The following is a 15,095-nucleotide window of genomic DNA, read 5'->3' as shown; positions in this document are numbered from 1 at the left end:
AACTCGGCAAAGGCAGCGCTCGCGACCATCCTTGATCCCCCTTTTGGCGCGCATCGACGAAATCCTTGCGGCAGGCTGGCGATGCCTTTTTGCTCTCATATCAAGAGCAGCTTGCGCAATACTGGCGCTGGCTGAAGGCCAATTTTGCTTGTAGATTCCGCATTCAGGCGATGCGCGCCGCGCCGGCGGCGCCCGCTCAAAGGAAGCGGTCCAGCAGCCTGCGGCTGGCGCGGTCCATCGAATTCAGGTCGCGGATCAGGTATTGCACGCCGTGCGCGTCGTTGACGATCAGCAGGCCGGGGCCCAGGCGGCGGATGTCTTCCTCGCCCTTGAGGACGAAGCGGGTGTCGCCGCAGTCGGTCTCCACGTCCCAGGTGCTGGGGGTGCCGAAGCTGCTGACGGACCTGAGGCGCTTGAGCACGGGCATGAACTCGCGCTGCTCCAGCGCCTCGGCCAGCAGGGTGCGCTGGGGCTCGGGCAGCTCGGCCAGGCGCGGCACCCAGGCCAGCTCGTGGCCGCCTTCGTCGAGCACGCTCACGCCCTCGTCGGGCGCGGCGATGGGAAAGGCGCGCACGGCGACCACGCCGGCGTGCTCATGGCCCTGAGCATCGGTCAGCACCAGGCGGCCGAAGGCGTCGCGGCGCAGGTCGGGAAAGCCGGTGCTCATGGGTGCGGCTCCTTCGACGCGATCGCCAGGTCGTCCTCGTCGATGGCCAGCATGCGCTCGCGCTCGGCCTTCTCCTGCCGCGCCTGGGCGTCGTACAGGCGCCAGTAGGCGCCGCGCCGGGCGATGAGCTGCTCGTGCGTGCCTTCCTCGACCTTGCGGCCCTTGTCCATCACCACCAGGCGGTCGGCCTTGCGCAGGGTGGACAGGCGGTGGGCGATGGCGATGGTGGTGCGCCCGCGCACCAGGTTGTCCAGGGCCTTCTGGATCTCGCGCTCGGTCTCGGTGTCCACCGACGCGGTGGCCTCGTCGAGGATGAGGATGCGCGGGTCGATCAGCAGGGCGCTGGCAATGCTGATGCGCTGGCGCTCGCCGCCCGACAGGCCCTGGCCGCGCTCGCCCACCAGCGAGTCGTAGCCGTGCGGCAGGCGCAGGATGAACTCGTGCGCGTGCGCGGCGCGGGCGGCGGCGACGATGTCCTCGCGCGTGGCGTCGGGCTTGCCGTAGGCGATGTTGTCGGCGATGGTGCCGAAAAAGAGGAAGGGCTCCTGCAGCACCAGCCCGATGTGGCGCCGCCAGTCGGTCAACCCCACCTGGCGGATGTCGATGCCGTCGATGGCGATGGCGCCGTCGCTGACGTCGTAGAAGCGGCAGATCAAGTTGACCATGGTGCTCTTGCCCGAACCGCTGTGGCCGACCAGGCCGACCATCTCGCCGGGGGCGATGTCCAGGTCGAGGTGGCGTATGACGCTGCGGTTGCCGTAGCGGAAGCTGGCGTCGCGCACGGTGATGCGGCCCTGCACCCGGCCCAGCGGCACGGGGTTGGAGGCCTCGGGCACGCTGGAGACGTGGTCGAGGATCTCGAAGATGCGCTTGGTGCCCGAAGCCGCCTTCTGCGTCACCGAGACGATGCGGCTCATCGAGTCCAGCCGCGCGTAGAAGCGCCCGATGTAGGCCAGGAAGGCCGTCAGCACGCCGACGGTGATCTGCTGGCGGCTGACCAGCCAGATGCCGAAGGCCCACACCACCAGCAGGCCGATCTCGGTCAGCAGCGTGACGGTGGGCGAGAACAGCGACCACAGCTTGTTCAGCTTGTCGTTGACGGCCAGATTGTGGTGATTGGCACTTTTGAAGCGCTGGGCCTCGCGGTCTTCCTGCGCGAAGGCCTTGACGACGCGGATGCCGGGGATGGTGTCGGCCAGCACGTTGGTGACCTCGGACCACACGCGGTCGATCTTCTCGAAGCCGGTGCGCAGCCGGTCGCGCACGACGTGGATCATCCAGCCGATGAAGGGCAGCGGCACCAGCGTCACCAGCGCCAGCGTGGGGTCGATGGAGAACAGGATCGCCGCCGTCATCAGGATCATCAGCACGTCGGTGGCGAAATCCAGCAGGTGCAGCGACAGGAAGACGTTGATGCGATCGGTCTCCGAGCCGATGCGCGCCATCAGGTCGCCGGTGCGCCGGCCGCCGAAGTACTCAAGTGAAAGCTTGAGCAAATGTTCGTAGGTGGTGGTGCGCAGGTCGGCACCCATGCGCTCGGACACCAGCGCCAGGATATAGGTGCGTGCCCAGCCCAGCACCCAGGCCACCAGGGCCGAGCCCAGCAGGCCCAGCAACAGCCAGGCGACCAGGTCGGTATCGATCTGCTGCCCGCTCTGGAAGGGGATCAACACCTTGTCCATCAGCGGGATGGTCAGGTACGGCGGCACCAGGGTGGCCGCGGTGCTGGCGAGCGTCAGCAGAAAGGCCGCCAGCAAGGGCCAGCGGTAGGGATGGGCGAAGCGCCACAGGCGCAGCAGCGTCCAGGTGGACGGCGGCTTGTCGTCGGCGGGGGCATCGGCGTCGCCCTCCTCCTCGGCGGCCGGTTCGTCCGGGTCGTCGGCAGGCGGCGCCTCGGCGCGGCCGGCGGCGCGCGTGGCCAGCTCGGCCATGGCCTGCTCGAACTGGCCCAGCAGCCTCAGCGCGGCGGGGTTGTGCCCGAGGGTGTAGCGCCAGGCGGCCAGCAGGCCCGTGCCGTCGCGCAGTTCCAGCGTGCCGACGCCGGCGTGGTCGTGGTGGCCCAGGGCCAGACCGGGGTTCAATTCCCAGGCGTGCCACCCGGTTTCATCCGGAAACCGCGCGATAAGCCGTTGATCTGTAATCAGGATCAGCCCGTCGCCGAAGCGCAGGCGCGCATCCAGGTCAACTTCCAGCGTGCCCCGTACGTTCTCTGAGGGTCGCAGCGGCACCCCCGCCTGCTCGGACGCCGGGACCAAGCCTCCGGCCGGACTGGACGCTGGGGTGATTTGAAGCGGCATGGGTTCGAGAAAAGCGGGCCGGCAACGTCAGGCAGCGGCCCTTCCAAAGAGAAATTCAAGGAAAGCGAGCGCACTCCATCATGAGGCGAATCGACCAAGGCGAGCACGGCTCGCCCAGCGGGGGCGGATTGTATCCCCGCACTTGCGAGGCCCTGGCCGAGACGGCCGCCGCATCGGCCGCGGCGCAGCCGCCCCGCGGCTTCGCCGACATCGTGATCCGCCGCATGGCCTATCTGCGCGGCCCCAACGTCTGGACCTACCGCCCGGTGATCGAGGCCATCGTCGACATCGGCGCGCTGGAAGACTTCCCCTCCAACACCCTGCCCGGCTTCTACGACCGCCTGGCCGCCTGGCTGCCGGGCCTGATCGAACACCGCTGCAGCGTCGGCCGGCGCGGCGGCTTCCTGATGCGCCTGCGCGACGGCACCTGGCCGGGTCACATCCTGGAGCACGTGGCGCTGGAGCTGCAGACCCAGGCCGGCATGAAGACCGGCTTCGGCAAGGCGCGCATGACGCACGAGCGTGGCGTGTACAAGGTGGTGATCCGCACCCGTGACGAGGCCATCGGCAAACGGGCGCTGGAATCGGCGCGCGACCTGGTCATGGCGGCCATCAACGACCGCCCGTACGACGTCACCGCCGCCATCGCCACGCTGACCGACCTGGTGGACCGGCGCTGCCTGGGCCCCAGCACGGCCTGCATCGTCGAGGCCGCCGCCGAGCGCGACATCCCAGCCATCCGCCTGAACGAAGGCAATCTCGTGCAACTCGGCTACGGCGCCGCGCAGCGCCGCATCTGGACCGCCGAGACCGACCGCACCAGCGCCATCGCCGAAGGCATCTCGCGCGACAAGGACCTGACCAAGCAGCTGCTGTCCGCCGCCGGCGTGCCGGTACCCGAGGGCCGCACCGTGGCCTCCGCCGCCGAGGCGTGGGACACGGCCGAAGGCATCGGCCTGCCCGTGGTCATCAAGCCCTCGGACGGCAACCACGCGCGCGGCGTGTCGCTCAACCTGCACACGCACCAGGAAATCGAGGACGCCTTCGCCGCCGCCGAGAAGGAAGGCTCCGAGGTGATCGTCGAGCGCTTCATCCCCGGCCAGGAGCACCGCCTGCTGGTGGTGGGCGGCAAGGTGGTGGCGGCCACGCGCGGCGAGATCACGCGCGTCAGCGGCGACGGCCGCTCGGCCATCGCGCAACTGATCGACACCCAGGTCAACTCCGACCCCCGGCGCGGCGCGGAGGAGCAGTTCCCGCTCGACGTCATCCTGGTGCACGAGAACCCCGTCACCCAGCTCGAACTGCAGCGCCAGGGCCTGACGGCCGACAGCGTGCTGCGGCGCGGCCAGACGGCGGTGGTGGAACGCACCGGCAACATGGCCAACGACGTGACCGGCCTGGTCCATCCCGACATCGCCGAGCAGATGGGCCTGGCCGCGCGCGTGGTGGGCCTGGACATCGCCGGCATCGACCTGGTGGTGGAGGACATCGGCCAGCCACTGGCGCCGCAGGGCGGCGCGATCGTCGAGGTCAACGCCGGTCCCGGCTTGCTGATGCACCTGAAGCCCGCCGTAGGCCGCGCGCAGCCGGTCGGCGATGCCATCGTGAGCCATCTGTTTCCCGGCGGCGACACCGGCCGCGTGCCCATCGTCGGCCTCATCGGCGACGGCCAGAGCTCGCTCGCCGCGCGGCTGGCGGCGTCGCTGCTGCAGCTTCATGGCTGGCAGACCGCCCTGGCCTGCCGCGACGGCCTGTTCCTGGGCCGGCGGCAACTGTCGCCGCACGGCGCGCTGGGCTTCGAGCCCGGCGAGTGCATGTTGATCAACCGCACGGTGAAGGCCGCCGTGCTGGAAACCTCGCCGCGCCACATCCTGACCGAGGGCCTGCCCTACGACCGCTGCCAGGTCGGCGTGGTGATGGCCATGCCGGGTCCGCAGGGCTTGAGCGACCTCTACGTCACCGAGGCTGACCAAATGCCAGGCATCGTCCGCACCCAGATAGATGTGGTGCTGCCTCAGGGCGCTGCCGTGCTGAACGCCGACGACGCCGAGGTACTGGCCCTGGCCGACTACTCCGATGGCGAAGTGCTGCTCTACAGCCTGGACCCGGACAGCGCCGCCCTGGCCGCGCACCGCGCCCGCAAGGGCCGGGCCGTGTTCGCGCGCGAATCGAGCGTGGTGCTGGCCCACGGCGCCACCGAGGTGCCGCTGGTCAACCTGTCGGCCCCCGTCTTCGCGGCCATCACCGCCGAGGGGCCGCAGGACGCCCGCCCGCATGTGCTGGCCGCCGTGGCGGCGGCGTGGGCGCTGGGCTTGCCCACCGACCTGATCCGTGCCGGCTTGTTGCATTTCGGCGAACCACGTCACACCAGCGCTGTGCACTGAATGGCCAGCTCGGCCGTTTCAACCATCAGCTCCCCAACAGGTCAGGACCTTTCATGGAAGTCACCCGCATTCGCGCGCTGCGCGGCCCCAACCTCTGGAGCCGTCATACGGCCATCGAGGCCGTGGTCACCTGCGACGCAGCCGAGCGCGACCTGCGCGCCACGCCGGCGTTCGAACAACGCCTGCGCGAACTCTTCCCCTCCGTCGGCGCGCTGCACGCCAACAAACCCAGCGTGCCGATCTCCCTGGCGCACGCGCTGGAGCTGACCGCCCTGGCGCTGCAGGCCGAGGCCGGTTGCCCGGTCACCTTCAGCCGCACCACGCCGACCGAGGTCGCGGGCACCTTCCAGGTCGCCGTGCAGTACACCGAGGAAACCGTCGGCCGGCTGGCCTTCGACAAGGCGCAGGCCCTGTGCCGCGCGGCGGCCGAGGGCGGCGCCTTCGACACCGCCGCCGCGCTGGCCGAGCTGCGCGAGCTGGACGAGGACGAGCGCCTGGGCCCCTCCACCGGCGCCATCGTCGATGCCGCCATCGCGCGCGGCATCCCCATCAAGCGCCTGACCAGCGGCAGCCTGGTGCAACTGGGCTGGGGCAGCAGGCAGCGCCGCATCCAGGCCGCCGAGGTCGATGGCACCAGCGCCATCGCTGAATCCATCGCCCAGGACAAGGACCTGACCAAGAAGCTGCTGCACTCGGCCGGCGTGCCGGTGCCGATGGGCCGGCCGGCGGCCGACCTGGAAGACGCCTGGGCGGCGGCGCTGGACATCGGTTTTCCGGTCGTGCTCAAGCCGCAGGACGGCAACCAGGGCAAGGGCGTCACGGTGGGCATCACCGAGCGCGCGCAACTCGACGCCGCCTACCAGGCCGCGGCCCGGTACGGCGGCGTGATGGTCGAGAAATACCTGCCCGGCCATGACTTCCGCCTGCTGGTGGTGGGCGACAAGCTGGTGGCCGCCGCCCGCCGCGATCCGCCGCTGGTGATCGGCGACGGCGTCCATACCGTGCGCGAGCTGGTGGCCAAGGTCAACAAGGACCCGCGCCGCGGCGAGGGTCACGGCACCTCACTGACGAAGATTCGCATCGACGCCATCGCCGAGGCGCGCCTGGCCGTCCAGGATCTGACGCCCGAATCGGTGCCCGTCAGGGGCCAGCGCGTGGTGCTGCGCAACAACGCCAACCTGTCCACCGGCGGCACCGCCACCGACGTGACCGACAGCGTCCACCCCGAGGTTGCCGCGCGCGCCGTCGAGGCGGCGCAGATGGTGGGCCTGGACATCTGCGGCGTGGACGTGGTGTGCGAGACCGTCATCCGGCCGCTGGAAGAGCAGAGCGGCGGCATCGTCGAGGTCAACGCCGCGCCCGGCCTGCGCATGCACATCAGCCCCTCGTTCGGCAAGGGCCGCGGCGTCGGCGAGGCGGTGATCGCGCACATGTACCCCCACGGCGACGACGGCCGCATCCCGGTGATCGCCGTCACCGGCACCAACGGCAAGACCACCACCGTGCGCCTGACCGCGCACCTGCTCAAGGCGCAGGGCCTGCGCGTGGGCATGACCAACACCGACGGCGTGTACGTGAACGGGCGCCAGATCGACTCGGGCGACTGCTCCGGCCCGCGCAGCGCGCGCAACGTGCTCGCCCACCCGGACGTGGACGCCGCCGTGCTGGAGACGGCGCGCGGCGGCCTGCTGCGCGAGGGCCTGGCCTTCGACCGCTGCCAAGTGGCCATCGTCACCAACATGGGCGCCGGCGACCACCTGGGCCTGAACTACATCACCACGCTGGAAGACCTGTCGGTGCTCAAGCGCGTGATCGTGCTGAACGTGGCGCCCACCGGCACCGCCGTGCTCAACGCCGCCGACCCGGCCGTGGCCGCCATGGCGCCGCACTGCCCGGGCAGCGTGACCTTCTTCGCCCAGGACGGCCACCACCCGGTCATCGAGACGCACCGCGCCCAGGGCCAGCGCGTGGTGTTCATCGACCAGGGCAACCTCGTGTGCGCCGAAGGCCGCTTCGAGAAACGCCTGCCCCTGGCGCGCGTGCCGCTCACGCGCAAGGGCCAGATCGGCTTCCAGGTCGAGAACGTGATGGCCTCGGTGGCAGCGGCCTGGGCCGTGAACGTGCCCTGGGAAGCCGTGCAGAAGGGCCTGGCCTCCTTCATCAGCGACCTGCACGGCGTGCCGGGCCGCTTCAACGTGTTCGACCACCAGGGCGCCACGGTGATCGCCGACTACGGGCACAACCCGGACGCCATCGCGGCGCTGGTGAACGGCGTGGACAACATGCCGGCGCGCCGCCGCTCGGTCGTCATCAGCGGCGCCGGCGACCGGCGCGACGAGGACATCCGCGCGCAGACCCGCATCCTGGGCGCGGCGTTCGACGAGGTGTTCCTGTACCAGGACGCCTGCCAGCGCGGCCGCGCCGACGGCGAGGTGTTGGGGCTGCTGCGCCAGGGTCTGGAGGGTGCGGCGCGCACGCGGCTCGTCGAGGAAGTCATCGGCGAGTTCGACGCCATCGACCACGCCATGGACCGCCTGCAGCCGGGCGATCTGTGCCTGATCCTGATCGACCAGGTCGAGGAAGCGCTGGCGCACATCCAGCGCCGCGTGGCCGCCGCGCGCCCGCCGCTGCCCGCCAAGGGCCGGGCCGGCACCGCCAGGCGGACCGCCAAGGCCAAGCCCAGCGCCCTGCCCGCGGCCGCCGGACTGGGCCTGCGGGCCTGAGCACGCGCATCAGGCTGCCTCAAAGGAAAAAACCTGCGTGCCGCAAGGCACGCAGGTTTTTTCATGCAACACCCGTGCTGATCAAAGCGCCAAGCGCCGGCGCGCCTGCTCGTACTCGCGCTTCAGCCGCGCGATCAAGTCGGCCGCCGGTTCCACGGCCTTGATGGCGCTGATGCCCTGGCCGCTGCCCCAGATGTCCTTCCACGCCTTCTTGGCGCCGCCGCCGAAGTTCATCTTGCTGGGGTCGCTCTCCGGCAGGTTGTCGGGGTCCAGCCCGGCGGAGCGGATCGACGGCGCCAGGTAGTTGCCGTGCACGCCGGTGAACAGGTTGCTGTAGACGATGTCGTCGGAGGTGCCCTCCACGATGGCCTGCTTGTATGCGTCCAGCGCCCGCGCCTCCTGCGTGGCGATGAAGGCGGTGCCGATGTAGCCGAAGTCGGCCCCCATGGCCTGCGCCGCCAGCACGGCGCCGCCGTTGGCGATGGCGCCGGACAGCGCGATCGGGCCGTCGAACCATTCGCGGATTTCCTGCACCAGCGCGAACGGGCTCTTGGTGCCGGCATGGCCGCCGGCGCCAGCCGCCACGGCGATCAGGCCGTCGGCGCCCTTCTCGATGGCCTTGCGCGCGAAGCGGTTGTTGATGATGTCGTGCATCACCACGCCGCCCCAGCCGTGCACGGCCTGGTTCACGTCCTCGCGCGCGCCCAGGCTGGTGATCACGACCGGCACCTTGTACTTGGCGCACAGCGCCATGTCGTGATCCAGACGGTCGTTGCTCTTGTGCACGATCTGGTTGATGGCGAACGGCGCGGCGGGCTCGTCGGGGTGAGCTCGGTCCCAGACGGCCAGGGCCTCGGTGATCTCGGCCAGCCATTCGTCCAGCAGCTCGGCAGGCCGGGCGTTGAGCGCCGGCATGGCGCCGATGACGCCCGACGTGCACTGGGCGATGACGAGCTGCGGGTTGCTGATGATGAACAGCGGCGAGCCGATGACGGGAAATTTCAGGTCTCGCAGGACGGGAGGAAGTGTGGACATGGTCGGCTCCTGAAGAATGGATTTCTAGTGTTCTAGGGGATTGCTAAATAGGTATTGATATCTCAACATCCCAGAGCCGCCGGCATGTGATCTCGCCGGCCTGGGGCGCCAGCGCGTGGCCGAACTTGCGCTGCCACACAAACAGCAGCGAGTCGCGCAGGTTGAGCGCGCTCTTGGAGTAGCAGTGCGTCTTGCGGCGCAGCCGCGCCAGATAGCAGCGCAGCTTGTTGTTCATGCTCTCGATGATGTGCGTGTGCGCCTTGCCTTGGGTGTGCTGCCCGGCGGGGAAGATGGCTGCGTAGCAGCGCCAGTGGTCGGTGCAGTACTGGATGTGAGGGCCTTGAGGAATCTGCGCGCCCAGCGCTCGGGCTGCTCGGGTGTCACGATCGCCCAGCGCCCAGCCGAGAATTCGGCAGGAAGTGCGATCAATAGCCCACCACAGCCAAATTGGTCTTTTTGAACCCACGTAGCTCCACAGCTCATCGGCCTCGACGTACTGCACCTGCGCCGCATCCAGGCGCGCCAGCGCCTGACCAGCAACCTCCTGGCGCACCCAGCCGATGATGGTGTTGTGACTGGGCCCCACCAGCCGCTCGGTGGCCCGCAGGCCCACGCCTTCGGCGTAATGGCGCAAAGCGCTGCTTGATCGCCGGGTCAATGAGCCGGTGATCGCGCTCGCCGAAGGTCAGCGCGCAGCCCTTGCAGCGCCAGCGCTGGTGGCCGTGGCGGCTGCGGCCATTCTTGACCACCTGATCGGTCAAGGTGCAACGTGGGCAAGCGAGGTTCATCCGGCAATCTTGAGGGAAAAATGCAAGTGTATCAATACCTGTTTAGCAATCCCTGTTTTTGGCCAACAGCCCACATGGACACTGCGCAATTAGCTATGTTTTTTATAGCAACCGCATCAAAACGCTTCCAGCGGCAGCGCCGTGACGCTGTCCGCGCCCTGGGTGATGGCGTCGCGCAGGCCCGGCGCGCGCGTGAGGATGTGGTCGGCGTAGAAGCGCGCGGTGACGATCTTGGCCTGCATGAAGGCCGCATCCCGGCCCTGAGCCAGCGCGGCCTCGGCGGCCAGCAGCGCGCGGCCCAGTTGCCAGCCGGCCATCAGGTTGCCGGCCAGCATCAGGTAGGGCACGCTGCCGGCGTAGGCGGCGTTGGGGTCGGCCTTGGCTTGCGCGGCGATGAAGTCCACGGCATCCAAGAAAGCCTGGCGGGCGGCGGCCAAGCGCCGCGCCACGGCCTGGGCGTCGCTGCCGCCGGCGGCGAGCTGCCTTTCGGTCGCCTCGACCTGCGCGGCGATGGCCCTGGCGGCCTGGCCGCCGTCGCGCGCGGTCTTGCGGCCCACCAGGTCGTTGGCCTGGATGGCGGTGGTGCCCTCGTAGATGGTCAGGATCTTGGCGTCGCGGTAGTGCTGCGCGGCGCCCGTCTCCTCGATGAAGCCCATACCGCCATGCACCTGCACGCCCAGGCTGGTGGCCTCCAGGCTCATCTCGGTGCTGTAGCCCTTGACCAGCGGCACCATGAATTCGTAGAAGGTCTGGTTGACCTTGCGGGTTTCCGCGTCCGGGTGGTGGTGGGCCGCGTCGTAGGCCGCGGCGGCGGCGCTGGCCATGGCGCGGCAGCCCTCGATCAAGGCGCGCATGGTCATCAGCATGCGGCGCACGTCGGGGTGGTGGATGATGGTGGCCGCACCCTTGACGCTGCCGTCCACCGGACGGCTCTGCACGCGCTCGCGTGCGTAGGCGGCGGCCTGCTGGTAGGCGCGCTCGGCCACCGCGATGCCCTGCACGCCGACGGCGTAGCGGGCGGCGTTCATCATGATGAACATGTACTCCAGGCCGCGGTTTTCCTCGCCGACCAGGTAGCCCACGGCGCCGCCGTGGTCGCCGAACTGCAGCACGGCGGTCGGGCTGGCCTTGATGCCCATCTTGTGCTCGATGCCGACGCAGTACACGTCGTTGCGTTCGCCCGGAACACCGTCCTCGCCCACCAGGAACTTGGGCACGACGAACAGGCTGATGCCCTTGACGCCCTCGGGCGCGCCGGCCACGCGCGCCAGCACCAGGTGCACGATGTTCCCCGCCATGTCGTGTTCGCCGTAGGTGATGAAGATCTTGGTACCGAAGATTCTGTAGGTACCGTCGCCCTGCGGCTCGGCGCGCGTGCGCACGGCGGCCAGGTCGCTGCCGGCCTGCGGCTCGGTCAGGTTCATGGTGCCGGTCCATTCGCCGGCAACGAGCTTGTGCAGGTAGGTGGCCTTCAGCTCGTCGCTGCCCGCCGTCAGCAGCGCCTCGATGGCGCCATCGGTCAGCATGGGGCACAGCGCAAAGCTGAGGCTGGCCGCGTTGACCATCTCCCCGCACGCGGCACCCATGGTCTTGGGCAGACCCTGGCCGCCAAAATCAGCGGGGTGCTGCAGGCCTTGCCAGCCGCCTTCGGCGAACTGCCGATAAGCATCCTTGAAGCCCGCACTGGTCGTGACCGACGTGCCCGAATGGCTGGACGGCGCCTCGTCGGACGCGTGATTGAGCGGCGCCACCACCTGCTCGTTGAAGCGGGCGCACTCCTCCAGCACGGCCTTGGCGGTTTCCAGGCCAGCGTCCTCGAAGCCGGGCAGTCGGGCGATCTCGTCGATGCGCGCCAGATGTTCGATGTTGAACAGCATGTCCTTGACGGGCGCCGTGTAGCTCATGCGGGTCTCCTCAATGGCAGGATGGATGGCGAAGAAAAGGGCATCGCGCGCGATGCCCTTGTGACGGATTCGGGAACAGCGCGCCTGCGTCAAAGCGCCTTGACCAGTTCCGGCACGGCCGTGAACAGGTCGGCTTCCAGGCCGTAGTCGGCCACGCTGAAGATCGGCGCCTCGGGATCCTTGTTGATCGCCACGATCACCTTGGAGTCCTTCATGCCGGCCAGATGCTGGATGGCGCCCGAGATGCCGGCGGCCACGTAGAGCTGCGGCGCCACGATCTTGCCGGTCTGGCCGACCTGGAGGTCGTTGGGCGCGTAGCCGGCGTCCACCGCCGCGCGGCTGGCGCCGATGGCCGCGCCCAGCTTGTCGGCCAACGGGGTCATCACTTCCTGGAACTTCTCGGCGCTGCCCAAGGCCCGGCCACCGGAGACGACGATCTTGGCCGCGGTCAGCTCGGGCCGGTCGTTCTTGGCGATCTCGGCGCCGATGAAGCTGCTCTGGGCGCTGGCGGCCTGGGCGGGCACGGTCTCGACCGCCGCGCCGCCGCCGCTGGCCGCCGCCGCGTCGAAGCCGGTGGTGCGCACGGTGATGACCTTGGTGGCATCGCCGGACTGCACGGTGGCGATGGCGTTGCCGGCGTAGATCGGGCGCTCGAAGGTGTCGGGGCTGACCACCTTGGTGATGTCGCTGATCTGCGCCACGTCGAGCTTGGCGGCCACGCGCGGGGCGACGTTCTTGCCGCCGGCGGTGGCCGGGAACAGGATGTGGCTGTAGTTGCCGGCAAGGGCCAGCACCTGGGCGGTGACGTTCTCGGCCAAGCCGTGGGCCAGGCCCTCGGCGTCGGCGTGCAGCACCTTGGCGACGCCGGCGATCTGGGCGGCGGCCTGAGCGGCTCCGCCGGCGTTGTGGCCAGCCACCAGCACGTGGACGTCGCCGCCACAGGCGGCCGCGGCGGTGACGGTGTTGAGCGTGGCGCCTTTGATGCTGGCGTTGTCGTGTTCGGCAATGACGAGTGCGGTCATGTTGTAGTTCCTCAGATCACTTTGGCTTCATTCTTGAGCTTGTCGACCAGGGCAGCCACGTCGGCCACCTTGATGCCGGCGCCGCGCTTGGCCGGCTCGGACACTTTCAGGGTCTTCAGGCGCGGCGCCGCGTCCACGCCCAGATCGGCGGGCTTGACGACGTCGAGCTGCTTCTTCTTGGCCTTCATGATGTTGGGCAGCGTGACGTAGCGCGGCTCGTTCAGGCGCAGGTCGGTGGTGATCACCGCCGGCAGCGTGATCTCCAGCGTCTCCAGGCCGCCGTCCACCTCGCGCGTGACCCGGGCCTTGCCGCCGTCGATCTCGACCTTGCTGGCGAAGGTGGCCTGCGGCAGATCGGCCAGCGCGGCCAGCATCTGGCCGGTCTGGTTGGCATCGTCGTCGATGGCCTGTTTGCCCAGGATGACGAGCTGAGGCTGTTCCTTGTCCACCAGGGCCTTCAGCAGCTTGGCCACGGCCAGGGGCTGCAGTTCATCGGTGGTTTCGACCAGAATGCCGCGGTCGGCGCCGATGGCCATGGCGGTGCGCAGGGTTTCCTGGCACTGGGTCGGGCCGCAGGACACGGCGATCACCTCGGTGACCACGCCCTTCTCCCTCAGGCGCACCGCCTCTTCGACGGCGATCTCGTCGAAGGGATTCATGCTCATCTTCACGTTGGCGATGTCCACGCCGCTGCCGTCGCTCTTGACGCGCACCTTGACGTTGTAGTCCACCACGCGCTTCACAGCGACGAGTGCTTTCATGCTGGATCTCCTGTTGTCTGGTTTGAGTTGGAAGCCGCGCGATCTGAGGCGACGCGCGTCGTGTCCGCGAGCATTCTAGTGGACGTGAACGCCCTCTCCGGCCTCCCGCGCGGATGAGTGATGGTGTTTTTTCATTCTTGGGGCGCCACGCCCGGCGGCGGCGCGTAATGGACCATGCGCTGCGAGAACGGGATGTGGATGCCGTTGGCGCTCAGGGCCGCGAGGATGGCGACGTTGATCTCCGAGCGCAGGCCGAGCCGTCGCGCCTCGGGCTCGTTCGTCCAGTAGCCGACGGTGAACTCCAGCCCGTCGGCGCCGAAGGCCGACAGCGACGTCGACGGCGCCGGCTCGCGCAGCACGCGCGGGTTGTCCTGCGCGGCCTGGCGCAGCAGCCGAGCCACCAGGTCGGCATCAGCGCCGTAGTCCACGGACACGACGGTGGACTGCGCCACGCGCCGGTCGGCCAGCGACAGGTTTTCCACCCGCTGCGTGACCATCATCTCGTTGGGCACGATGGAGCGGCGCCCCGTGGCGGCGCGGATCACGGTGTAGCGCGCGCGGATGTCGGTGATCTCGCCCTCGAAGCCGTCCACCCGCACGGCGTCGCCGATGCGCAGGGCGCGCTCGGCCAGCACCACGAAGCCGGACACGTAGTTGGCCGCCAGCTTCTGCAGCCCCAGGCCGATGCCGACGCCGATGGCGCCGCTCATCACCGACAGCGCCGTCAGGTCGATCCCCACCGCCGTCAGCGCCACCAGCACCGCCACCAGGATCAGCAGCGCGCGCAGCGCGTTGGCGACGACCTTGCGCAGCGACAGGTTGGCGCCCCCCGCGTCGCGCAGCAGCCGCGCCTCGATGACCGAGGACAACCACAGCGCCAGCAGCAGCGCCAGGGCGACGTTGACCGCGCCCTCGATCAGGCTGCGCAGCGTGACGGAGGCGCCGCCCACCTTCCAGGACACCGTCTCGGCTTCCTCCAGCAGCACCGGTAGCAGGCCGCTGAGCCACAGCACCAGGCCCGCCCACACCAGCCACGAGATGGTGCGCTCCAGCACGCGCACCGCCTGCGCGTCGGGGAAGGCCGCTTGCAGCACCTTCACGCCGACGCGGATCACCGCCAGCGCCATCAGGGCCGGCAGCGCCACGCGCATCAGCGGCGCGGCCACGTCCAGGCGCAGCAGGGCCAGCCGTGCCAGCCATGCCAGGCCCAGCCACATCAGGGGAAACAGCGCGCCGTCGATGCCGCGGCCACCCAGCAGGATGCGCGACTGCCCGCCCGCCCGCGTCCAGGCGCGGTGCAGCAGCGCGGCCAGCCCCCAGGCCAGCAGGCCGCAGGCGGCGATGAGGGCGATCTCGCCCAGCGCGCCGGGCCGCGTCACGGCGTTCCACCAGGCACCCCAGTCGTCGATGCGCAGGCCGGCGCTGCGCGTCAGCCCGCTCAGCCCGCTCAGCCCGCCGTCGTCCGCCATGCAGGCTCCCGTGGGTCGATGAAAGGGGCAAGGATGTCCATGGGC

Annotated in this window: 10 protein-coding genes and 1 pseudogene; 2 read left to right on the top strand and 9 right to left on the bottom strand. The window is 69.6% G+C overall.

Annotation, left to right across the window (positions count from 1 at the left end; translation table 11 throughout):
- Positions 1 to 196: 196 nt before the first annotated feature.
- Both IPG65_RS15445 and IPG65_RS15440 read right to left on the bottom strand, forming a co-directional pair.
- Complete coding sequence (locus tag IPG65_RS15445) at positions 197 to 667, bottom strand: DUF1854 domain-containing protein (RefSeq protein WP_293191468.1); 471 nt, start codon at positions 665 to 667, stop codon at positions 197 to 199.
- Entirely contained in the window at positions 664 to 2,964 is a 2,301-nt protein-coding gene (locus IPG65_RS15440; protein ID WP_293191466.1) for an ABC transporter ATP-binding protein, read from the bottom strand. Before IPG65_RS15440 ends, IPG65_RS15445 begins: the two co-directional genes overlap by 4 nt.
- 80 nt (positions 2,965 to 3,044) lie before the next feature.
- On the opposite strand from IPG65_RS15440, the gene cphA (IPG65_RS15435) reads away from it, so the two are divergent.
- On the top strand, positions 3,045 to 5,348 hold the full coding sequence (cphA, locus tag IPG65_RS15435) for a cyanophycin synthetase (RefSeq protein WP_366932139.1): 2,304 nt from the start codon (positions 3,045 to 3,047) through the stop codon (positions 5,346 to 5,348).
- A 53-nt stretch (positions 5,349 to 5,401) separates the two neighbouring features.
- Entirely contained in the window at positions 5,402 to 8,071 is a 2,670-nt protein-coding gene (gene cphA / locus IPG65_RS15430; RefSeq protein WP_293191464.1) for a cyanophycin synthetase, read from the top strand.
- Between the two features lie 81 nt (positions 8,072 to 8,152).
- Here the strand turns inward: cphA (IPG65_RS15430) and IPG65_RS15425 are convergent, their stop codons facing one another.
- From IPG65_RS15425 to IPG65_RS15395, 7 genes and pseudogenes are all read right to left on the bottom strand, one after another.
- A complete protein-coding gene (locus tag IPG65_RS15425) occupies positions 8,153 to 9,106 on the bottom strand; it encodes a nitronate monooxygenase family protein (protein ID WP_293191462.1) in 954 nt (317 codons plus the stop codon).
- Between the two features lie 43 nt (positions 9,107 to 9,149).
- Positions 9,150 to 9,740 carry an IS1 family transposase gene (locus tag IPG65_RS15420; RefSeq protein ID WP_293191460.1) on the bottom strand — a complete coding sequence of 197 codons (591 nt, stop codon included), beginning with the start codon at positions 9,738 to 9,740 and terminating at the stop codon, positions 9,150 to 9,152.
- 100 nt (positions 9,741 to 9,840) lie between these two features.
- A pseudogene (locus IPG65_RS19415) lies at positions 9,841 to 9,894 on the bottom strand (hypothetical protein); the annotation flags it as partial.
- Positions 9,895 to 10,010: 116 nt separating this feature from the next.
- Positions 10,011 to 11,798, bottom strand: coding sequence for an acyl-CoA dehydrogenase (locus IPG65_RS15410; RefSeq protein WP_293191455.1), 1,788 nt, complete (start codon positions 11,796 to 11,798; stop codon positions 10,011 to 10,013).
- An 89-nt stretch (positions 11,799 to 11,887) separates the two neighbouring features.
- Positions 11,888 to 12,820 (bottom strand): FAD-binding protein, encoded by a 933-nt coding sequence (locus IPG65_RS15405; protein WP_293191453.1) that lies wholly within the window; start codon positions 12,818 to 12,820, stop codon positions 11,888 to 11,890.
- 11 nt (positions 12,821 to 12,831) lie between these two features.
- Positions 12,832 to 13,581 carry an electron transfer flavoprotein subunit beta/FixA family protein gene (locus tag IPG65_RS15400; protein ID WP_293191450.1) on the bottom strand — a complete coding sequence of 250 codons (750 nt, stop codon included), beginning with the start codon at positions 13,579 to 13,581 and terminating at the stop codon, positions 12,832 to 12,834.
- A gap of 131 nt (positions 13,582 to 13,712) precedes the next feature.
- Entirely contained in the window at positions 13,713 to 15,050 is a 1,338-nt protein-coding gene (locus IPG65_RS15395; protein ID WP_293191447.1) for a mechanosensitive ion channel domain-containing protein, read from the bottom strand.
- Positions 15,051 to 15,095: the final 45 nt, after the last annotated feature.

The sequence above is a fragment of the Ottowia sp. genome (assembly GCF_016703145.1).
Taxonomy (GTDB): Bacteria; Pseudomonadota; Gammaproteobacteria; order Burkholderiales; family Burkholderiaceae_C; genus Ottowia.
The sequence above is the reverse complement of the archived record's forward strand: the minus strand, read 5'-3'. Positions and strand labels throughout refer to the sequence as shown.

Bases quoted from the DNA above. Each gene is read 5' to 3' on its own strand.
- IPG65_RS15445 (WP_293191468.1), bottom strand. From the start codon at position 667: ATGAGCACCGGCTTTCCCGACCTGCGCCGCGACGCCTTCGGCCGCCTG.
- IPG65_RS15440 (WP_293191466.1), bottom strand. From the start codon at position 2,964: ATGCCGCTTCAAATCACCCCAGCGTCCAGTCCGGCCGGAGGCTTGGTC.
- cphA (WP_366932139.1), top strand. From the start codon at position 3,045: ATGAGGCGAATCGACCAAGGCGAGCACGGCTCGCCCAGCGGGGGCGGA.
- cphA (WP_293191464.1), top strand. From the start codon at position 5,402: ATGGAAGTCACCCGCATTCGCGCGCTGCGCGGCCCCAACCTCTGGAGC.
- IPG65_RS15425 (WP_293191462.1), bottom strand. From the start codon at position 9,106: ATGTCCACACTTCCTCCCGTCCTGCGAGACCTGAAATTTCCCGTCATC.
- IPG65_RS15410 (WP_293191455.1), bottom strand. From the start codon at position 11,798: ATGAGCTACACGGCGCCCGTCAAGGACATGCTGTTCAACATCGAACAT.
- IPG65_RS15405 (WP_293191453.1), bottom strand. From the start codon at position 12,820: ATGACCGCACTCGTCATTGCCGAACACGACAACGCCAGCATCAAAGGC.
- IPG65_RS15400 (WP_293191450.1), bottom strand. From the start codon at position 13,581: ATGAAAGCACTCGTCGCTGTGAAGCGCGTGGTGGACTACAACGTCAAG.
- IPG65_RS15395 (WP_293191447.1), bottom strand. From the start codon at position 15,050: ATGGCGGACGACGGCGGGCTGAGCGGGCTGAGCGGGCTGACGCGCAGC.